This is a genomic window from Streptomyces erythrochromogenes, assembly GCF_036170895.1.
GTDB lineage: Bacteria > Actinomycetota > Actinomycetes > Streptomycetales > Streptomycetaceae > Streptomyces > Streptomyces erythrochromogenes.
The window spans coordinates 393,454-412,821 of record NZ_CP108036.1 but is presented as its reverse complement, the minus strand read 5'-3'; the positions used below and the strand labels follow the sequence as shown (position 1 = coordinate 412,821).

Annotated in this window: 17 protein-coding genes; 10 read left to right on the top strand and 7 right to left on the bottom strand. The window is 71.3% G+C overall.

The window, feature by feature from the left end:
• Nucleotides 1-124: 124 nt before the first annotated feature.
• Both OHA91_RS02050 and OHA91_RS02045 read left to right on the top strand, forming a co-directional pair.
• A complete protein-coding gene (locus tag OHA91_RS02050) occupies nucleotides 125-769 on the top strand; it encodes a DUF4360 domain-containing protein (protein WP_328738421.1) in 645 nt (214 codons plus the stop codon).
• A 48-nt stretch (nucleotides 770-817) separates the two neighbouring features.
• Nucleotides 818-1,501: a DUF4360 domain-containing protein gene (locus OHA91_RS02045; RefSeq protein WP_266496228.1), complete on the top strand. Its 684-nt coding sequence runs from the start codon at nucleotides 818-820 to the stop codon at nucleotides 1,499-1,501.
• A gap of 77 nt (nucleotides 1,502-1,578) precedes the next feature.
• Here OHA91_RS02045 and OHA91_RS02040 read toward each other — a convergent pair whose 3' ends face one another.
• Complete coding sequence (locus OHA91_RS02040) at nucleotides 1,579-2,043, bottom strand: hypothetical protein (RefSeq protein WP_266496229.1); 465 nt, start codon at nucleotides 2,041-2,043, stop codon at nucleotides 1,579-1,581.
• Nucleotides 2,044-2,174: 131 nt separating this feature from the next.
• On the opposite strand from OHA91_RS02040, the gene OHA91_RS02035 reads away from it, so the two are divergent.
• Nucleotides 2,175-2,726, top strand: a complete 552-nt coding sequence (locus OHA91_RS02035; RefSeq protein ID WP_266496230.1) for a GNAT family N-acetyltransferase — start codon at nucleotides 2,175-2,177, stop codon at nucleotides 2,724-2,726.
• A 172-nt stretch (nucleotides 2,727-2,898) separates the two neighbouring features.
• The gene (locus OHA91_RS02030; protein WP_328738420.1) at nucleotides 2,899-4,008 is read left to right on the top strand and encodes a hypothetical protein; all 1,110 of its coding nucleotides are present in this window, start codon (nucleotides 2,899-2,901) and stop codon (nucleotides 4,006-4,008) included.
• A 59-nt stretch (nucleotides 4,009-4,067) separates the two neighbouring features.
• Here the strand turns inward: OHA91_RS02030 and OHA91_RS02025 are convergent, their stop codons facing one another.
• Nucleotides 4,068-4,964, bottom strand: a complete 897-nt coding sequence (locus OHA91_RS02025; protein ID WP_328738419.1) for an endonuclease/exonuclease/phosphatase family protein — start codon at nucleotides 4,962-4,964, stop codon at nucleotides 4,068-4,070.
• A 494-nt stretch (nucleotides 4,965-5,458) separates the two neighbouring features.
• On the opposite strand from OHA91_RS02025, the gene OHA91_RS02020 reads away from it, so the two are divergent.
• A complete protein-coding gene (locus OHA91_RS02020; RefSeq protein WP_328738418.1) occupies nucleotides 5,459-7,621 on the top strand; it encodes a discoidin domain-containing protein in 2,163 nt (720 codons plus the stop codon).
• A 57-nt stretch (nucleotides 7,622-7,678) separates the two neighbouring features.
• Here OHA91_RS02020 and OHA91_RS02015 read toward each other — a convergent pair whose 3' ends face one another.
• Genes OHA91_RS02015 through OHA91_RS02000 form a run of 4 tightly spaced genes read right to left on the bottom strand, consistent with a single transcriptional unit; the run spans nucleotide 7,679 to nucleotide 12,335 of the window.
• Nucleotides 7,679-9,070, bottom strand: a complete 1,392-nt coding sequence (locus tag OHA91_RS02015; RefSeq protein ID WP_328738417.1) for a GH1 family beta-glucosidase — start codon at nucleotides 9,068-9,070, stop codon at nucleotides 7,679-7,681.
• Nucleotides 9,067-9,960, bottom strand: coding sequence for a carbohydrate ABC transporter permease (locus OHA91_RS02010; protein ID WP_266496243.1), 894 nt, complete (start codon nucleotides 9,958-9,960; stop codon nucleotides 9,067-9,069). Before OHA91_RS02010 ends, OHA91_RS02015 begins: the two co-directional genes overlap by 4 nt.
• A complete protein-coding gene (locus tag OHA91_RS02005) occupies nucleotides 9,950-11,002 on the bottom strand; it encodes a carbohydrate ABC transporter permease (RefSeq protein WP_266496246.1) in 1,053 nt (350 codons plus the stop codon). Before OHA91_RS02005 ends, OHA91_RS02010 begins: the two co-directional genes overlap by 11 nt.
• Before the next feature lie 10 nt (nucleotides 11,003-11,012).
• On the bottom strand, nucleotides 11,013-12,335 hold the full coding sequence (locus tag OHA91_RS02000; RefSeq protein WP_328738416.1) for an ABC transporter substrate-binding protein: 1,323 nt from the start codon (nucleotides 12,333-12,335) through the stop codon (nucleotides 11,013-11,015).
• A gap of 252 nt (nucleotides 12,336-12,587) precedes the next feature.
• Here OHA91_RS02000 and OHA91_RS01995 point away from each other — a divergent pair, with 252 nt between their 5' ends.
• The 5 genes from OHA91_RS01995 to OHA91_RS01975 all read left to right on the top strand — a co-directional run bounded on the left by OHA91_RS01995 (nucleotide 12,588) and on the right by OHA91_RS01975 (nucleotide 16,805).
• Nucleotides 12,588-13,892: an ROK family transcriptional regulator gene (locus OHA91_RS01995; RefSeq protein WP_266496250.1), complete on the top strand. Its 1,305-nt coding sequence runs from the start codon at nucleotides 12,588-12,590 to the stop codon at nucleotides 13,890-13,892.
• Between the two features lie 79 nt (nucleotides 13,893-13,971).
• On the top strand, nucleotides 13,972-14,802 hold the full coding sequence (locus OHA91_RS01990) for a class I SAM-dependent methyltransferase (protein WP_266496252.1): 831 nt from the start codon (nucleotides 13,972-13,974) through the stop codon (nucleotides 14,800-14,802).
• A 174-nt stretch (nucleotides 14,803-14,976) separates the two neighbouring features.
• A complete protein-coding gene (locus OHA91_RS01985; protein ID WP_266496254.1) occupies nucleotides 14,977-15,390 on the top strand; it encodes an Ig domain-containing protein in 414 nt (137 codons plus the stop codon).
• 140 nt (nucleotides 15,391-15,530) lie between these two features.
• Complete coding sequence (locus OHA91_RS01980) at nucleotides 15,531-16,157, top strand: nucleoside/nucleotide kinase family protein (RefSeq protein ID WP_266496257.1); 627 nt, start codon at nucleotides 15,531-15,533, stop codon at nucleotides 16,155-16,157.
• Nucleotides 16,158-16,286: 129 nt separating this feature from the next.
• On the top strand, nucleotides 16,287-16,805 hold the full coding sequence (locus OHA91_RS01975; RefSeq protein WP_328738415.1) for a hypothetical protein: 519 nt from the start codon (nucleotides 16,287-16,289) through the stop codon (nucleotides 16,803-16,805).
• Nucleotides 16,806-16,872: 67 nt separating this feature from the next.
• Here OHA91_RS01975 and katG read toward each other — a convergent pair whose 3' ends face one another.
• On the bottom strand, nucleotides 16,873-19,062 hold the full coding sequence (katG, locus tag OHA91_RS01970) for a catalase/peroxidase HPI (RefSeq protein WP_328738414.1): 2,190 nt from the start codon (nucleotides 19,060-19,062) through the stop codon (nucleotides 16,873-16,875).
• Nucleotides 19,063-19,368: the final 306 nt, after the last annotated feature.

Here is a 19,368-nt window from a genome sequence, read left to right as displayed (position 1 = left end):
CAAACGGGCGGGCGCACCGCCCGGAGGCGGTTGTCCGTATCCCGTCCTTTCGCCGCAGACGGTCCCGTGGTGGCATGTCCATGCCGAAATTGATCGGCGGCCCCCGATGAATGGAGAAACAAGGATGTTGCTCCGCAGAATGACCGTCGCCGCGGCGGTGGCGGCGTTGTCGACCCTGGCGATGCCGGCACAAGCCCACAACGCCACATATCCGCCCGGGAGAATCACCGTCGACGTGGTCGGCGTGAACGGTTCGGGATGTCCCCAGGGGACGGCGAGCGTCGCCGCCGCCTCCGACAACACCTCGTTCACGGTCACCTACAGCGACTACCTCGCGCAGACCGGCGCCGGCTCGGGCGGGACCGATTTCCGCAAGAACTGCCAGCTCGCCCTCCAGATCCACGTGCCGCAGGGCTTCACGTACGCCATCGCCCGCGCGGACTACCGCGGCTTCGCCCACCTCCAGCGCGGGGCCTACGGCCAGGAGCGAGCCAACTACTACTTCCAGGGCATGGCCCAGACGACCCGCAGGACCCACCAGTTCAACGGCCCCTACTCCGACAACTGGCAGGCGAGCGACCAGACGGAGTACGCCGACCTGGTCTGGGCGCCGTGCGGCGAGGAGCGCAACCTCAACGTCAACAGCGAACTGCGCGTCTACGCCGGAACATCGAGCCCGCAGAACCTGAGCTTCATGAGCATGGACTCCACGGACGGCAGCGTCAGCACGGTCTACCACTTCGCGTGGAAGGAATGTCCCGCGGTCTGACACGGCGTGAGCCTCGGAACCAGCACATCACGGTCAGGAGTGACAACGATGTCCCATTCCCTGCTCCGCACGCTGTTCACCGGCGCCGCGGCAGCGGCACTGATCGCCACGGCGACCCCGGCCGGAGCCGCCGGCCCCGCACCGCAGATCACCGCACCGCCCGACAAGATCGTGATCGAACTCGCCACGGTGAACGGGTCCGGCTGTCGGGAGGGCACCGCGGAAGTGGCCGTCGCACCCGACAACACGGCCTTCACCGTCACCTACAGTGACTACCTCGCCCAGGTCGGGCCGGGAGCGCCGCCGACCGGGTTCCGCAAGAACTGCCAGCTCAATCTGCGCGTCCACGTTCCTTCGGGATTCACCTACGCCATTGTCCAGGCGGACTACCGGGGATTCGCATTCCTCCAACCGGGCGCCTGGGGCCAGGAGAAGGCGAACTACTACTTCCAGGGAATGCCGCAGACCACCCAGCGCACCCATCAGTTCAACGGTCCGCTCAATGACAACTGGCAGGCGACCGACAGGACGGAGTACGCGGATCTCGTCTGGGCGCCGTGCGGTGAGAAACGCAATTTCAACATCAACACCGAACTGCGCGTGAACGCGGGCACGTCCAACCCGCAGGCCGCCACCAGCTTCATGACCATGGACTCCACCGACGCGAGTGTGAGCACGCTCTACCACCTGGCCTGGCAGGCCTGCCCCGCCCCCAGGCCGCGTTCCCACTAGACCGCGCCCGTTGTCGGAGGTCCCGCCGAGCGGGACGGTACGGCGCAGACCTCCGACAACGCCGTCGTGCACCCTGCTCAGGCCGCGCGCCGCGCCCTCGACGGGAAGTGGGCGCGGGCCTCGGGCAGGTACATGGGAACGACGGCGGCCGCGGCCAGCAGATCCGGCAGGGCGTTGACGACCGCCCACCAGGCGGGGTCGATCGCGTCCATGCCGAGGCCGCCGAAGCGGAGGAGCAGGAACACGGCACCCACGACGGTCAGCACCGCGCGGGCCCAGCCGTGCCCGGCCCGCATCCGCGCGGCCACGGCCAGCCAGCTGGCCAAGAAGGCGGTCAGCACCCCGGCCGACCAGGCGAGTTGGGTGATCGCGCCGCTCCGCCCGGAGTACTCGGTCAGCTCGTCCAGACCGGTGGGCGCCACCACGAACACTCCCAACACCCAGACCAGGACCTCCGCCGCGACGGCCGCCAGTGTCAGCGCCCACGCCGCCTCGATCTGCCGCGGACGCCTCGGGCCCGCGCCGCTGTTACCGGTGTTCATGACAGCCTCCTTCCGGGTACGCCCGGTGAGAGTGCGAACTGGAGCCGGAGGTTGCCTCCGGTCGGCCCGAGGCAGGGTCGAGGTCCTGGCGCGTGGCCCGTTCCACGCCGGCGTTCGGTTAGGTTGGCGCGATGCCCGAGATACGAACCGAACGCCTTGTCCTGCGCCAGTGGCGGGAGTCCGACCTGCGACCCTGGGCGGCGATGAACGCCGATCGCGAAGTCCGCGAGCACTTCGACGGCGTGCTCACCAGGGAACAGAGCGAGGCGTCCGCGGCCCGCTTCCGGGCCGCCATCGAGCAGCGCGGCTGGGGCTGGTGGGCGGTCGAGGTACGGGAGACCGGCGAGTTCATCGGGTTCACCGGGCTGGACCCGGTGGACGAGGACATGCCGTTCACCGGAGTGGAGGCCGGCTGGCGGCTGGCCCGCTCGTCCTGGGGCCACGGCTTCGCCACGGAGGCCGCACTGGCCGTCCTGGCCTTCGGTTTCGAAACCCTCGCGCTGCCCGAGATCCTCGCGGTGACCACCGCAGGCAACCTCCGTTCCCAGGCGGTGATGCGCCGCATCGGAATGACCCGCGACCCGGCCGACGACTTCGACGACCCCACCGTGCCCGAGGGGCCGCTGCGCCGGAGCGTGGTGTACCGCATCCGGGCCGGACTCCGGGCCCCCGCCGGGCCGTAGCACCCCGAGCGGCGGCGGCCGGGCCGAGGGGGCTGACCTGCGCGGGAGGCGACGGCGTCGGACCGGGGCCCGTGCACGGCCGCCGCCCGGGGCGGGTTACCGTATCCCTTCATCCGAGGGGGAAACACAGATGTCGCAGAACACGGGATGGGCACAACACCCGGGACAGCCCGTGCCACAGTGGGGAGGCGGCTGGGTGCCGCCGGCGGCGCCGAAACCGGGCGTCATACCCCTCCAACCGCTCAGCCTGGGCGACATACTCGGCGGTGCGTTCGCGTCCTTCCGCCGGTACTGGAAGCCCCTGGTCGGCATGATGCTCGCCGTGCAGGGCATCGCCATCCTGCTCATGACCCTGGCCGTCGGCATCGCCGTCGTGGTCGTGTTCGACCGGTTCTCCACCGTCTTCGACCTTCCGCCGGGCGAAAGCGCCGCCGATGAGGACGTGATGGCCCTGCTCCTCGCCTTCGTACCGGCCGCAGTGCTCCTGCTGATCACGGTGACGGTGGGCGCGGCGCTGATCAGCGCGCTGGGTCCGGCCGTGATCCAGGAGGCCGTGCTGGGACGTCCCACGACGTTCGGGGCGATGTGGCGCCGCTGCTGGTCCCGGCTGCCCTCGGTGCTCGGCACCGTGCTGCTCGCCGGGCTGATCGCGGGCGCGCCGATGCTCCTGGTCTACGCGATCGGCATCCCGCTGGTCATCATGTCCGCCGATGCATCCGGGCCGCCGGCCGGCCTGTTCGTACTGATCCTGGGCGTCCTGGTCTGCCTGCCCGTCTCGGTCTGGCTCGCGACGCGCCTCAGCCTCGCGCCCGCCGCCGCCGTGTGCGAGGGGCTCGGCACCGTCGCGGCGCTGCGGCGCTCCTCCCACCTGGTCAAGGACGGCTGGTGGCGCGTGTTCGGCATCACCATGCTCGGCTACTTCGTGGCGATGGCCGTGGGCTACGCCATCCAGATGCCGTTCAGCTTCGTCGGCATGGCCGCGTTCCTGCCGTCCATGATGGACGCGGGCGAGCCGGGCGCGGATCCGAGCGTGGCGATCGCCGGCCTCGGCGTGTACGTGATCTGCATCGTGGTCGGCGGCCTGATCAGCGGCCTCTTCCAGTTCGGCTTCCCGCCGCTGGTCTGCGCCCTGCTCTACGTCGACCTGCGGATGCGCAAGGAGAACTTCGCGGAGACCCTGATCGCCGCCACGCCCCCCACCGCCCCCGCCCCGACCGCGACTACCGCCCCGACCACCCCCACCCCGCCCCCGACCGACGCCCCGTCACCCGACCGGCCGTAACGGGGCCTGCCCGACCTCGCCGCCTCGGGGCGGCGAGGTCGCCTCCGGGGAGTGCAGGGTCAGGCGGTGGTGGCCGTGACGCGCAGGAGGTCGTGGTCCGAGACCGTCGTGTCGAGGGGCAGGGCGTCGGCGGTCGCCCCCAGGACGTGCGGGGCGCTGAGGAAGACGTAGTCGAGCTTCTTCGGGCCGAAGGTCGTCTCGCCCGACCGGCAGGCGGTGGTCGTCGCCGACGGGCAGAGCGCCGGGTCGAAGAACTCGGGGTCGCTCTCGTCGGCCTCCACGAAGGCCCCGTGGGCGCCGTCGCCCCGCTCCGGCAGGTAGAAGCGCGACAGCGTGTCCGTGCGCGGGGAGTGGTTGAAGTCGCCGCCCAGGACGACGGCGAACCCGTCGTCCAGCCAGGCGTGGGCCCGGGCCGCCAGCCGGTCCGCCTCCGGCACCGCGAGGGTGCCGTCGTCCCAGTAGAGGTGGACCGAGCAGGACCAGGTGGGCCGGTCCGCGAGGGAGGCCAGGACGCAGGGCACGGTGATCGGCTCGCGTTCGCCGCCCACCGTCAGGTCGAGTTCCGCCGTGTCCGAGACCGGGCCGCGGACGAGGACGGCGTTCCCGTACGCGTACCCCTCGCAGATGGCCGGGTTCCCGCCCGGCAGGGTGGCCGAGTGGAACCCCGTGTATCCCAGCGGACCCAGGCGGTCGAGGAGCTCGCGGTACTGGTGTTCGCACACTTCCTGGAGGAAGAGCTGGTCGGCCGCCCAGCCCCCGGGATCGGCCTCGGCGACCACGGCCGCGATCCTGCGCGCGCGGTCGTACGGGGGAGCGGCGCACATGTTGCCGCAGATGTTGTAGCTCGTCAGCCGGACCGTCCCGGCCGCGGCAGCACGCGGTGCGGGGGGTACGAGGACGGACAACGCGGCGGCGGTGAGGGTGAGGACGGCCAGGGCGGCAGGGGTTCGTCGCACACCCCTGATGCTTCCCGTGCGGACCCCCACTACCCCGACGCCGCCCGCGCACGGGCCGGAAGAGCGCAACCGCGTGCCTCCGGGCGGGTTCGCACGCGGCCGGCCCGTACGCCGCGCCGACCCGGTCGGCGGCAGCGGGACGCGGCGAGGCGCGCCCGGCGCTGACGTCACACCTCGAACACACACTGACGCCGTCTCCCCTCATGGGGTCACTTCCTGAACCTCCGAGGGCGATCGTCGCCGGGCCCGCAGGCCCGCGAGCCGACGGGATCAGCCTCGATCGGGCTGTCGGCAATGCCAGTACAGCGACGGCAGTTTTTTTCGTCAACACTTTTCACAAGGATTGAAGAAACTCCGAGTTCACAGCCCTGGCACGCATATGACGCCTCGTCCGGCCTTCTTTTCGTGAACGCTCAAGCCCTTGACGGCCTCCTCGGCGGGCAGTTCACTCACGCTTCGATCCCCCCGGATCCACGACGTCAGGAGCACTCCGCATGCCCCTCACCCCCACAGCTCCCAGGCCATCGCTCGCGGCGGCCCTCGCCGCCGCGCTGGTCGCCGCCCTCCTCGTGCTGGTGCCCGGCAGCAGCACCGCCCAGGCGGCGCCCGTCCTGCTCTCGCAGGGCAAGCCCGCCACCGCCTCCAGCGTCGAGGGCGCCGGCACCCCCGCCGCGGCCGCCGTCGACGGCGACAACGGCACCCGCTGGTCCAGCCAGTTCGCCGACCCCCAGTGGATACAGGTCGACCTCGGCGCCCCCGCCCGGCTGAGCCAGGTGGTCCTGCGCTGGGAGACCGCCCACGCGCGGGCCTACCGGATCGAGCTGTCCACGAACGGCACCGACTGGACCACCGCCTACTCCACCACCGCCGGCCCCGGGGGCGTCCAGACGCTCGACATCACCGGCACCGCCCGGCACGTGCGGGTGTACGGGACCCAGCGCGCCACCGCCTGGGGCTACTCCCTCTGGGAGTTCCAGGTCTACGGGACCACCGACACCGGCCCCACCCTCCCCGGCGGCGGCGACCTCGGCCCGAACGTGATCGTCTTCGACCCCTCCACCCCCGGCATCCAGGCCAGGCTCGACCAGGTCTTCCGACAGCAGGAGTCCGCGCAGTTCGGGTCCGGCCGCTACCAGTTCCTGTTCAAGCCCGGGACCTACAACGGCCTGAACGCCCAGATCGGCTTCTACACCTCCATCTCCGGGCTGGGACTGAGCCCCGACGACACCACCATCAACGGTGACGTGACCGTCGACGCGGGCTGGTTCAACGGCAACGCCACGCAGAACTTCTGGCGCTCCGCCGAGAACCTGGCCCTCAACCCGGTCAACGGCACCGACCGCTGGGCCGTCTCCCAGGCCGCGCCGTTCCGCCGGATGCACGTCAAGGGCGGGCTCAACCTCTCCCCGGACGGCTACGGCTGGGCCTCCGGCGGCTACATCGCCGACTCGAAGATCGACGGACAGGTCGGCAACTACTCGCAGCAGCAGTGGTACACCCGCGACAGCTCGATCGGCGGCTGGTCCAACGGCGTCTGGAACCAGGTCTTCTCCGGCACCCGGGGTGCACCCGCGCAGGGCTTCCCGAACCCCCCGTACACCACCCTGGACACCACCCCGGTCTCCCGCGAGAAGCCCTTCCTGTACCTCGACGGCAACGACTACAAGGTGTTCGTGCCCGCCAAGCGGGTGAACGCGCGCGGCACCTCATGGGGCAACGGAACCGCCCCGCAGGGCAGCTCCATCCCGCTCAGCCAGTTCTACGTGGTCAAGCCCGGCGCGAGCGCCGCGACGATCAACCAGGCGCTGACCCAGGGGCTGCACCTGCTCTTCACCCCCGGCGTCTACCACGTCGACCGGACCATCCAGGTGAACCGGCCCGGCACCGTGGTCCTCGGCCTCGGCCTCGCCACCGTCATCCCGGACAACGGGGTGACCGCCATGAAGGTCGGCGACGTCGACGGGGTGCGGCTGGCCGGCTTCCTGATCGACGCGGGCCCGGTCAACTCGCCCTCCCTGCTGGAGATCGGCCCCGCCGGCACCACCACCGACCACGCCGCCGACCCCACCACCGTGCAGGACGTCTTCATCCGCGTCGGCGGCGCCGGCCCGGGCAAGGCCACCGTCGGCATGGTCGTCAACAACCACGACACCATCGTCGACCACACCTGGATCTGGCGGGCCGACCACGGCGACGGGGTCGGCTGGGAGACCAACCGCTCCGACTACGGCTTCCGCGTCAACGGCGACGACGTACTCGCCACCGGGCTGTTCGTGGAGCACTTCAACAAGTACGACGTGCAGTGGAACGGCGAACGCGGCCGGACGATCTTCTTCCAGAACGAGAAGGCGTACGACGCCCCCAACCAGGCGGCGATCCAGAACGGCTCGATCAAGGGCTACGCCGCCTACCAGGTGGCGGACTCGGTGGCCGTCCACGAGGGATGGGGACTGGGCAGCTACTGCTACTACAACGTCGACCCGACGATCCGCCAGGAGCACGGCTTCCAGGCCCCGGTCAAGCCGGGCGTGAGGTTCCACGACCTGCTGGTGGTCTCGCTCGGCGGCAACGGCCAGTACGAGCATGTGATCAACAGTACGGGCGCCCCCACCTCGGGCACCTCGACCGTCCCCTCCACGATCGTCTCCTTCCCCTGACCCTCCGGATTCGACGCGTGCGCTGCGGGGCGGCAGGAGCCGCCCCGCAGCGCACTCTCACCGGGCCCCCGACCGGTGGGCGGCGATGATCGCGGCGTAGTGGCGGCCGCTGGACTTCACGGTGCGCCGCTGGGTGGCGTAGTCGACGTGGACCAGGCCGAAGCGCTTGTCGTAGCCGTAGGCCCATTCGAAGTTGTCCAGCAGGGACCAGGCGTAGTACCCGGCCACGGGCGCGCCCCTGCGGGCGGCGCGGGCGCAGGCGGCGAGGTGGGCGGTGAGGTAGGCGGCCCGTTCCGGGTCGTGCACGGTGCCGTCCGGGGCGACGGTGTCGGGGTAGGCGGAGCCGTTCTCGGTGATGTGGACGGGCCCGGCGCCGTACTCCAGGTGCAGGCGCATGATCAGGGTCTCCAGACCGCCGGCGTCGACCTCCCAGTCCATGCCGGTGCGCCGGACGCCGGGACGGGAGATCTGGCGGGCGTACGGAGCGGGACCCTCCGGGTCGGCGGTGACGAACTGCGGGAAGTAGTAGTTCAGCCCGATCCAGTCGAGGGGGGCGGCGATGGCGTCGAGGTCGCCCGCGCGTTCGGGGAGCTCGACCCGGTAGACCTCCCGCATGTCGGCCGGGAACCCCCGGCCGTGCACCGGATCGAGCCACCAGCGGTTGACGTGCCCGTCCATCCGGCGGGCCGCTTCGAGGTCGTCCTCGCGGGGGGTCGCGGGCTCGACGGTGGAGAGGTTGTTGACGATGCCGACCCTGGCGCCGGAGGCGGCCGCGCGGACGGCGCGGGCGGCGAGGCCGTGGCCGAGGAGGAGGTGGTAGGAGGCGCGGACCGCGGCGGTCAGGTCGGTCAGGCCGGGAGCCATCCGCCCCTCCAGATGGCCGATCCAGGCCGAGCACAGCGGCTCGTTGAGGGTGGCCCACTGGGTGACCCGGTCGCCGAGGCGTGCGGCCACGAGCCCCGCGTACGAGGCGAAGTGCTCCGCGGTGTCCCGGGCGGGCCAGCCCCCGCGGTCCTGGAGGGCCTGCGGCAGGTCCCAGTGGTAGAGGGTGACGGAGGGCTGGATGCCGGCGGCGAGGAGGCCGTCGACGAGGCGGTCGTAGAAGTCCAGGCCCTTGGGATTGGCCGGGCCGTCGCCACCGGGGACGATGCGCGGCCAGGCGACGGAGAGCCGGTAGGCGTTGGTGCCCAGCTCCCGCATCAGGGCGATGTCCTCGGGCCAGCGGTGGTAGTGCTCGCAGGCCGTGTCACCGGTGTCACCGCCGTCGACGGCGCCGGGCACACGGGAGAAGGTGTCCCAGATGGAGGGCGCCCGGCCGTCCTCGGCGACGGCGCCCTCGATCTGGTAGGCGGACGTTGCGGTGCCCCAGAGGAAGTCGCGGGGCAGCGCAGCGACGTCGACGGAGTCCACGCCGGCGCCGGTCGCGGGAAGGCTTTCGTACAGGGTCATTTGACGGCTCCTGCCGTGAGTCCGGCCACCAAGTACTTCTGCAGCAGAAGGAATCCGGCGACGACGGGGATGCTGACGACGAGCGAGGCGGCCATGATCTGGTTCCAGTAGACGTCGTTCTGCGTGGAGTACCCCTGGAGGCCGACGGCCAGGGTGCGGGTGGCGTCGTTGGTCATGACGGACGCGAAGAGGACCTCGCCCCACGCGGTCATGAAGGCGTAGACGGCGACGGCGACGATGCCGGGGACGGCGGCGGGCACCACGACGCGCAAGAGCGCGCCGAGAGGACCGCAGCCGTCGACCATCGCCGCCTCGTCGAGGTCGCGCGGCACCGAGTCGAAGTAGCCGATCAGCATCCAGATGGAGAAGGGGAGGGAGAAGGTGAGGTACGTGAGGATCAGCGCGCCGCGGGAGCCGTAGAGGGCGATCCCGGTGGCGTTGCCGACGTTCACGAAGATCAGGAAGAGGGGGAGCAGGAAGAGGATCCCCGGGAACATCTGGGTGGACAGCACCGTCAGGGTGAACAGGCGCCTGCCGCGGAAGCGGTGGCGGCTGACGGCATATGCCGCGAAGACGGCGATCACGACGGACGCGAGGGTGGCGGTGCCCGCCACGATCAGCGAGTTCACCAGGTACTCGGCGAGCGGGACCGTGTGCCAGATGTCGGTGTAGGGGCGCAGGGTGAGCCCGCTCGGGATCCACCGGAACCGTCCGGCGACGTCCTGGAGCGGTTTGAGGGAGCTGGTGACCATCACGAAGACGGGCAGCAGCGTGAAGGCGGCGAGCAGGGTGAGGAAGACGGCCCGCAGGGCCCGGAACGAGGCCGGCGGATCGAGCGGGCCGCGGGCGAGGCGGCCGCCGCCCCTGGGGGAGTGCGTACTAGCGGGCATCGGCGTCCTTCCGGCCGCGACCGGTCAGGAGGAGGTACGCGGCGGTGACGAGGAGCAGGAAGAGCAACAGCAGGACGGACATGGCCGAACCGGTGCCGAAGTTCCAGGTGACGAAGCTCGATTGGTAGATGTGGATGGAGACGAGGTCGGCGGCCTCGGGGGCCGATCTGCCGAACAGCAGGAAGGGGGTGTTGAAGTCGTTGAAGGTCCAAAGGAACAGGACGAGGACCAGGACCTGGTTGACGGCGCCGAGCGAGGGCAGCGTGATGCGGCGGATCTGCTGCCACACCCCCGCGCCGTCGAGGGCCGCGGCCTCGTACAGGTCTCCCGGGATGTTCTGGAGGGCGGCCGTCACGATGAGGAAGGCGAACGGCCAGCTCTTCCACACGGAGACGGTCAGCATCGCCCAGAAGCTGTTGTCGCCGATCAGCCAGAAGGTGTTCTCGGCACCGCCGAGGCCCAGCTGGTCGTGGAGGACGTGGTTCACCAGGCCGTTGTCCCGCTGGAACATGAACGCCCAGGTGATGACGGCCGCGTAGGCGGGCAGCGCGTAGGGGACGAAGAACAGTGCGCGCAGCAGGCCGCGGCCGCGGAAGGAGTGCTGGGTGAACACCGCGGCCGCGGTGCCCAGCAGCCAGCACAGGGCGACGGACAGGAAGGTGAACAGGCAGGTGGTGGCGAAGGAGTCGAGGAGGGCCCGGCCCACGGGCCGGTTGACGTCGACGGCGAGCTCGTAGTTGTCGAAGCCGGTCCACGGGGCCCGGGACCAGTCCCGGATGAAGAACTGGGTGAGCTTGCGGAAGCTCATCAGGATCCCCATCACCATCGGGATCAGGTGGACGAGCAGTTCGAGCAGCAGGGCGGGCAGCAGGAGCAGGTAGGGCAGGGCGCTGCGGCGGGCCCGCCCGGGGCGGCGGGAGCCGCCGCCGGGCCGGCGGACGCGGGCGAGGACGCCCCCGGTCCCGCGCGCGGCGGCGGAGCCGGTGGGGGAGCCGGTGGGCGAGCCGGTCCCGGGCGGGACCGTACTGGGCGCGGAGGTCATGGCCGGCGGCTCAGTTCGCCATCTGCTGCTGGGCCTTGGCGAGCTTGGCCCTGACCGACTCGGCGGTCACCGGCCGGCCCGCCGCGGCGTCGGCGAAGAGCTCCTTGACGGCCGTGCCGACGGTCGTCTCGAACTGCGACTCCTCGGGCACCTGGGGGAGCGGGGCGGCGCTGGTGGCGAGGGTGTCGCGCAGGACGGTGAGGTCCTGGTCCGCGAAGGCCGGGTCGCTCTGCGCCGCCTTGACGGGAGGGATGGAGCCGTAGGTCCCGTTGAGGATCTTCTGTTCCTCGTCGCTCGTCATGAACCCCACGAACTTCAGGGCGCCGTCGAGGTTGTCGGTGTTCTTGAAGACGGCCATGTTGATGCCGGCGACCATGGAATTGACGCCCGTGCCGGTGCCCGGGGCGGCGCCGGCCGGGACCGGGACGGGGGCCGTGCCCCAGTCGCCCTCCTTCATGCCGTGGGCCTTGAACGAACTGGCCGCGCTCTGCCACAGCACCATGGCGGTCCGGCCGCCCGCGAAGTCCTGGAGCGACTGGTTCTTGTCGTATTCGGCGTTGCCCGGCGCCACGATCCGTGCCTCGGCCATCAGGTCGACGTACTGCTTGACGGCGGCGACGTTGGCGGGGGTGTCGAAGGTGGGCTTGCCGGCGGCGTCGAAGAAGGACCCGCCGTGCTGCCGGGACAGGACGAAGACCTGGTGGATGTTGTTGGCGAGGTTGGCGCCCTCGGCGCCCAGCGCCCACTTGCCGTCGCCGCTGATCCGGCGGCCGGTCTCGACGAGCTCGTCCCAGGTGGCGGGCGGCTTCTCGATGCCCGCCTCCTGGAACATCTTCTTGTTGTAGTAGAGGGCGTACGCCATGGAGTAGAGGGGGACGGCGGCCGGGTCCTGGCCGGCGGCCCCGGCCGAGCCGATGGCCGACGCCACGAAGCGGTCCCGGCCTCCGACGGCCTCGAAGTTCTCGGCGTTCCAGGGCAGCAGCGCCCCGGTGGCCTGGAGCGAGGCGGTCCAGGTGTTGCCGATGTTCAGGACGTCGGGGCCCTGACCGGAGGCGGTGGCGGCGAGGATCCGGTTGAGCAGGTCGGACCAGGGGATCACCTCCAGCTTGACCTTGATGCCGGTCCGCTCCTCGAACTTCTTCAGCTCCGGGCCGAGGGCGGCCTGGTCGGCGGCGATGTCGGCGCCCTGGTTGGAGGCCCAGTACGTGAGCTCGCCGGGGGCGGAGTTCGAGCCGGCGCCGTCGGCGGATCCGCCGCCGCACCCGGTGGCGGTGGCGAGCAGGGCGGCGACGGTGACGGCTGCGGCCGTGGCTGTTGCTGTGGATCTGCGCATGACGGCTCGGTCCCTTTCGGCGGGGCGGGAGGAAGGCCGGTGGGCGGGTCGATCGGGTCGGCGGACGGGGCCGCGGGCGAGGTGGGCCCGGGCCGCGGGTGTCCCTGCGGAATGCCTGCTGTGCTGGACCGACCGTTGGTCCAGGCCTTAATTTAGGACGTGAGTTAAGCGGCGTGGAAGGGTCGCGTCAAGTGGTCGCGCAAGGGTATGTTGCGAGCGGAGTCACGCAGGCGTGACGGCGGAAGGGGCCAGATGACGACAGCTCGTGGCGGACGCACGGTACGGGACCTACGGCGCGGCAACCGCAGCGCCGTGCTCCAGCGGCTGTACTTCGGCGGCCCGATGAGCCGCCAGGAACTCGGACCCGCGACCGGGCTGAGCTCCGGATCCGTCAGCAACGTGGTCGGCGAACTCGTCGCGGACGGGCTGCTGGAGGAGGCCGGCGTCGTCGACTCGGAAGGCGGCCGCCCCCGCACCCTGCTGCGCGTCCGCCCCGGCAGCGCGTGCATGATCGGCGTCGACGTCGGCGAGACCCGGGTCCGCGTCGAGCTCTTCGACCTCGCTCTGACCGAACTCGCCCGCACCGAGATGCCGTTGTTGCCCCGCGGCTGCTACGACGTCGGCCCGATCGTCGACCACGTCGCGGCCGGCATCACCAGCGTGCTGGCCGACGCCGGGATCGGCGCCGACCGGCTGCTGGGCGTCGGAGTCGGCGTACCCGGCATCGTGGACCACGACGCACCGGGCGGATCCGTGGTGCACGGCCAGACCATCGGATGGGACGCCGTCCCGCTGGAGCGGCTGCTGCGCGCCACCGGGGTGCTGCCCGAGGAGGTCCCGTACCTCATCGACAACGGCGCGCGGACGCTCGGCCAGGCGGAGATGTGGTTCGGCGCCGGGCGCGGGGCCAAGGACGCGGTCGTCGTGCTCTTCGGCTCGGGGGTCGGCGCGAGCCTGATCACCGACGGTTCACCGGACGGCGGGACCACCGAGGGCACCCCCCTGGAATGGGGCCACCTGACCGTCTCGGTACGGGGCAGGCGCTGCCGTTGCGGCGCGCGGGGCTGCCTGGAGGCCTATACGGGCGCGGAGTCGCTGCTGGCCCGCTGGGTCGAGCGCGGCGGCGGCCCCGCGCGGCCCGGGGCGGTGGACGAGGAAGAGGCGCTCTCGGAGCTCCTCGCGGCGGCGCGAGCGGCGGATCCGGTCGCCGTGGAGCTCCTGGAGGAGACGGCGGAGTACCTGGGTGCCGGACTGTCGGACCTGGTCAACCTGTTCCAGCCGGAGCGGATCCTGATCGGCGGCTGGGCGGGGCTGCTGCTCGGCCCGTACGTCCTGCCCTCGGTCCGGCGGCACGCGACCCGCTACTCCCTGCGCCACCCGGCCGGACGGGTCACGGTGGGCCTCGGCGCGCTGGGACCGGACGCGGTCACGGTCGGCGCGGCCACGCTCCCGCTGTCGGCGTTCTTCGCCACGGGCGGCCGGCGGGCCGCGCCGGAGCCCGCCGCCGAACCCCCGGCCTGGCACACGTCGCTGTCGACCCGGGGCGGCGGAGCCTGACGCGGCCGCCCGACCGCGGCGTACGCCCGGCCGGGCCCGACGCCACGCGCGCACGGCCGATCGAGGGGACAATTGCCCCATGGCTGACACAGGGCTGTCACCGGACGGTGCCGGCTCCCCGGGCGGGGGGCGCTACGGCGAGCAGGTCTTCCGGCCCGACCAGGGAGGCGAGGGCGACCGCATCGACCTCGGCGCCCTCACGTACGACGACACCACCATGGCCCGGCTCCGAACGCTGGGGGCGGGACCCGGCTGGACCTGCCTGGACGTGGGAGCGGGAACGGGCACGGTGGCCCGCCGCCTGCTCGCCGAAGCGGGCGTCGCCGAGGTCCTCGCCGTGGACCGCGACGTGCGCTTCCTCGCCGCGCACCCCGTGACCGGACTGACCGTGCTCCAGGCCGACGTCACCGCCGACGACTTCGCCCCGGGCCCCTTCCGGCTGGTCCACGCGCGGTTCCTGCTCATGCACCTGCCCTCCCCGCAGCACATGGTCGCCAGGCTGAGCCGGCTCCTCGCCCCCGGTGGCGTACTCGTCGTCAGCGACGCGGTCGACCTCACCACCGCCTCCGCACCCAGCACGCCGTACACCCGCGCCATGCGGGCCATGTGGCAGGGGCTGCGCGAGAGCATCGGCACGGACGTCTCCCACGTCCCCCGGCACCCGGAGCTGTTGCGGGGGGCGGGGCTGGAATCCGTGGCGGCCGAGATCCACGTACCACCCCTCCTGCCGGGGAGCCCGATCAGCAGGTTCTGGGCCGATACCTGGGAGCGGGCCCGCGCGGCGATGGTGGGGACCGGCCTCGTCGACGACGCAGGGCTGGACGAGGCCGTCGCCTACCTGGATTCGCCCCGGTGCACCGGGCTGTCCCCCGGCATGCTCACGGCCTGGGGCTGGAAGCCCGCGTCCTAGCGGAGCGTTCCCGGGCGAAACGCCCGGTGCGGCGCCATCGACGCCGCAGCCGTGGCCGCCTATGATTCCGACGCCCCATCGCACCTCGAACACACATACCCAGTACGGGTGTTGACGGCTTTCCGGGACCCATGCCGGAACCGCCCGCGCCACCCGACGAGTTCGGAGGCCCTGTTGAGCACACACTTACGCACCCCGCGCAGACTGGCGGCCCTGGCCATCGGCCTGGCAGCCCTCCTGGCCGCGCCTGCCGGACCGGCCCTCGCCGCCCCGCAGGTCGGTGCCGCGCCCGCGATCCAAGACGTGGCGGCCGCCCCGGTCGTGGCCAACCCCGGCAACCAGGTCAGCCTCCAGTGGGACAGCGCCTACCTGCAGATGACGGCCACCGGCGGCGTGAAGCCGTACACCTGGTCGGCCTCGAACCTGCACCTCGGTACTTCGATCAACGCTTCGACCGGCCTGATCTCGGGCGTCCTGCGCGGCAGCGGAACCCGTACCGTCACCGTCACCGCCAGGGACGCCACGGGTGCCTCGGCCCCGGTCACCTTCACCTGGCGCGTGATCCGCGACGCCTGCCCCCGCTGCTGACCCCCGGCCTGGCGAACCACTGAACACGCCGCACCGCTGAACACCCCGGGCGGCGGTGGAGCGCGCAGACGCGACGACCGCGCCGCCGCCGCCCGGCCCGCCCCCCCCCGCAGTACGTGATCCTCGGGCAGGATACGCACGTGCAGACGACGACGGAGCTGGTGGTGAGGGCGGCCGAGCTGGCCGGCCGGGGCGGTCGGCGGATCCTCGGCGTGGCCGGGCCGCCGGGCGCGGGGAAGTCGACCCTGGCCGCCCGGCTCGCCGAAGCGCTCGGCCCGCGGACGGCCGTGGTGGTCCCGATGGACGGGTTCCACCTCGCCCAGGCCGAGTTGAACCGCCTGGGGCGGGCCGACCGCAAGGGGGCCCCGGACACCTTCGACGCGGCCGGCTACGTATCGCTCCTGGCGCGGCTGCGCGCATCCGCCGCCGGCGGTGCCACCGTCTACGCGCCCGCCTTCGACCGCTCCATCGAGGAGCCGATCGCGGGCAGCATCCCTGTTGCTCCGGACGTACCGCTGGTCATCACCGAGGGCAACTACCTGTTGCACGACGCGGGGGAGTGGGCCGGAGTGCGGCCGCTGCTGGACGAGGCCTGGTACTGCGCTCCGGACGAGGACGCGCGGGTCCGGCGCCTGGTCGAACGGCACGTCCGCCACGGCAAGGAACCGGCCCGCGCACGCGCCTGGGTGGCCCGCTCGGACGAGGCGAACGCCCGCCTCGTCGCCGCCGGCCGCCACCGCGCCGACCTCGTCGTCGACCCCGGCTGAACCCGTCCCCGTCGCCCGAGCGGCGGATGTGGGCGCGGCGGAATCGAGTTGTCCGAATCCGCTGTTAGGGTGACGTGTGCCCGTCAAGGCGGGCGTATTTCGGTTCCTGACATTCCAACGGGGTAGAACGTGAAGTTTCGTCATGTCCGCGCGATAGCCGTCTTCGGTATCGCCGTCGTCGCGCTCACCGGGGCCCGGGGCTCCCACGGCGCCAGCTGCGGCGGAAGCAGCCACTCCAGCTCCAGCAGCTCCGGCGGCAGCAGCTCCGGCGGCACCAGCGGGAGCGACAGCACCAGCGGCACGAGCAGCACCTCCGGCGGCACCAGCACCACGGGTGGTTCCAGCCGGGACAAGGCCGAGCGCGACATCAAGATCGACAGCTGCAAGCTGGACGGCACCGGCAAGAACCTGGTCGCCCGCCTGACCGTCACCAACAGCGGTTCGGTGGACTACACCTACAACGTCACCATGAAGTTCAACCCGGCCGCCGGCTCGAGCGCGGTCGCGGCCACGGCCCGGGTGAACAGCCTCAAGGTCAAGGCCGGTGCGTCCCAGCAGACCGAGGCCACCGCGCCGTACACCGGCAAGGGCGACGGCAGCGAGTACAAGGAGTGCGTCGTCTCCACCGCGTCGAAGAGCGCGCTCTGACGCATTTCCTGACACGCCGTCCGGAGTCCCGGTCGGCCGCCACGAGCGGCCGGCCGGGACGTCCGCGTCAGACGAGGTCGAACCGGTCGAGGTTCATCACCTTGTCCCAGGCCGCCACGAAGTCACGGACGAACTGCTCCCGCGCGTCCTTGGAGGCGTAGACCTCAGAGAGTGCCCGGAGCTGGGAGTTCGAACCGAAGACGAGGTCCACGGCGGTCGCGGTCCACCGGGGCTCGCCCTTGCCGCCGGCACGGCCCTCGAACACGTTCTCGTCCGTGGCTGACGCCTTCCACTGCGTACCCATGTCCAGCAGGTTGACGAAGAAGTCGTTCGTCAGGGTCTCCGGCCGGTCGGTGAACACACCGTGCCGGGACTGCCGGAAGCCCGTGTTCAGGGCCCGCATGCCGCCGATCAGCACCGTCATCTCGGGCGCCGTCAGGTCCAGCATGCTCGCGCGGTCCAGCAGCAGGGTCTCCGGCGACAGCTTCTCGCCCGCCTGGAGGTAGTTGCGGAACCCGTCGGCCCGCGGTTCGAGCACGGCGAACGACTCCACGTCGGTCTGCTCCTGCGTGGCGTCCGTGCGCCCGGGCGCGAACGGGACGGTGATGTCGAGCCCGGCGTTCTTCGCGGCCTGCTCGATCGCCGCGCACCCGCCCAGGACGATCAGGTCGGCCAGCGAAACCTTGGTTCCGCCGCCCTGTGAGCCGTTGAAGTCCTGCTGGATCCCTTCGAGGGTCTGTACCACCTGAGCCACCTCGGGCAGGTCGTTGACCTCCCAGTCCTTCTGCGGTGCGAGCCGGATGCGGGCGCCGTTCGCCCCGCCGCGCTTGTCGGTGGAGCGGAAGCTGGCCGCCGACGCCCACGCCGTGGTGACCAGTTGGGAGACGGTCAGCCCGGAGGCGAGGATCCGGCCCTTGAGCGCGGCCACGTCCCCGGCCGAGACCAGCTCGTGGTCGACCGCGGGAACGGGGTCCTGCCACAGCTGCGGTTCGGGGATCCACGGGCCGAGGTACCGCGAGATCGGCCCCATGTCGCGGTGCAGCAGCTTGTACCAGGCCTTGGCGAACGCCTCCGCGAGCTTGTCCGGGTTCTCGTGGAAGCTCTTCGAGATCGGCGCGTAGACCGGATCCAGCTTCAGCGAGAGGTCCGTCGTCAGCATCATCGGTGCGTGCCGCTTGGACGGATCGTGCGCGTCCGGCACCGTGCCCTGGGCCGCGGGATCCTTGGGGGTCCACTGCTGCGCCCCGGCCGGGCTCGTCGTCAACTCCCAGTCGTACCTGAACAGGTTGTCCAGGTACCCGTTGTCCCACTTGGTCGGCTCGGTCGTCCAGGCGCCCTCGAGCCCGCTGGTGATCGCGTCGACGCCGCTGCCGCTGCCGTACGAGTTGTGCCAGCCGAGGCCCTGCTGCTCCAGCGGGGCGGCTTCCGGCTCCGGACCGACGTATTCGGGATCGACCGCCCCGTGGCACTTGCCGAAGGTGTGGCCGCCGACGATGAGCGCGACCGTCTCCTCGTCGTTCATCGCCATGCGCGCGAACGTCTCACGAATGTCCCTGGCGGCGGCGATCGGATCCGGATTTCCGTTGGGGCCCTCGGGATTGACGTAGATCAGCCCCATCTGCACGGCGCCGAAAGGTCCGGTGAGTTCCCGGTCACCGCTGTAGCGCGCATCTCCGAGCCAGGTGTCCTCGGACCCCCAGAAGACTTCCTCGGGCTCCCAGATGTCCTCCCGCCCGAAGCCGAAACCGAAAGTCTTGAACCCCATCGACTCCATTGCGCAGTTGCCTGCGAACACCAGCAGGTCGGCCCAGGAGATCTTCCGGCCGTACTTCTGCTTGACCGGCCAGAGCAGACGGCGCGCCTTGTCCAGACTCGCGTTGTCGGGCCAGCTGTTGAGGGGGGCGAAGCGCTGCGCGCCGGAACCGCCGCCGCCGCGGCCGTCGGCGATGCGGTAGGTGCCCGCGGCGTGCCAGCTCATCCGGATGAAGAGCGGCCCGTAGTGGCCGTAGTCGGCAGGCCACCAGTCCTGCGACGTGGTCATCACCTCGAAGACGTCCCGCTTCAGCGCGTCGACGTCCAGGGTCGCGAATTCTTCCGCGTAGTCGAAGTCCTCGCCCATCGGACTGGCCTGGGGCGAGTTCTGGTGGAGAACCTGAAGGTCCAGCTGATTCGGCCACCAGTCCCGGTTCGTCCTGGGACGAGTGGGCTCGGGTGTCGGGGAGGGGATTGCGGGGTTCTCGCTTTCGCTGCCGGACACGTCCGTCCTTCTTCCTGTCTCGGTGCTTCCATCGGCTGGCTGCTCGCTCTTGACAGCGTCCGTATGGTCGCGCACCGGGGACCGCGCGGCGGAGAGAACACGCAGGGCACGCCCGCCCAACCAGCATTCCCGCTACCCGGCCCGCACGGGAAAGGCAAGAAGGGAAGAGATCGTACGATCATCGTTATCGCTGCGCCGGTGTGAATGCCCCGGCCGCCATTCTCCGCCGGGTAATCTGTAGCTCGCTTTTTCGGGCCCGCGGCAGGGCCCGCCGAAGTCCTTGTGTCCCGCCGAGCGTGAACTGGT

Coding starts and splice junctions, on each gene's coding strand:
- OHA91_RS02005 (WP_266496246.1), bottom strand. CDS start 11,002: ATGACCTCCGCGCCCAGTACGGTCCCGCCCGGGACCGGCTCGCCCACC.
- OHA91_RS01990 (WP_266496252.1), top strand. CDS start 13,972: ATGGCTGACACAGGGCTGTCACCGGACGGTGCCGGCTCCCCGGGCGGG.
- OHA91_RS02015 (WP_328738417.1), bottom strand. CDS start 9,070: ATGACCCTGTACGAAAGCCTTCCCGCGACCGGCGCCGGCGTGGACTCC.
- OHA91_RS02010 (WP_266496243.1), bottom strand. CDS start 9,960: ATGCCCGCTAGTACGCACTCCCCCAGGGGCGGCGGCCGCCTCGCCCGC.
- OHA91_RS02040 (WP_266496229.1), bottom strand. CDS start 2,043: ATGAACACCGGTAACAGCGGCGCGGGCCCGAGGCGTCCGCGGCAGATC.
- OHA91_RS01995 (WP_266496250.1), top strand. CDS start 12,588: ATGACGACAGCTCGTGGCGGACGCACGGTACGGGACCTACGGCGCGGC.
- OHA91_RS02045 (WP_266496228.1), top strand. CDS start 818: ATGTCCCATTCCCTGCTCCGCACGCTGTTCACCGGCGCCGCGGCAGCG.
- OHA91_RS02020 (WP_328738418.1), top strand. CDS start 5,459: ATGCCCCTCACCCCCACAGCTCCCAGGCCATCGCTCGCGGCGGCCCTC.
- OHA91_RS02000 (WP_328738416.1), bottom strand. CDS start 12,335: ATGCGCAGATCCACAGCAACAGCCACGGCCGCAGCCGTCACCGTCGCC.
- OHA91_RS02050 (WP_328738421.1), top strand. CDS start 125: ATGTTGCTCCGCAGAATGACCGTCGCCGCGGCGGTGGCGGCGTTGTCG.
- OHA91_RS02035 (WP_266496230.1), top strand. CDS start 2,175: ATGCCCGAGATACGAACCGAACGCCTTGTCCTGCGCCAGTGGCGGGAG.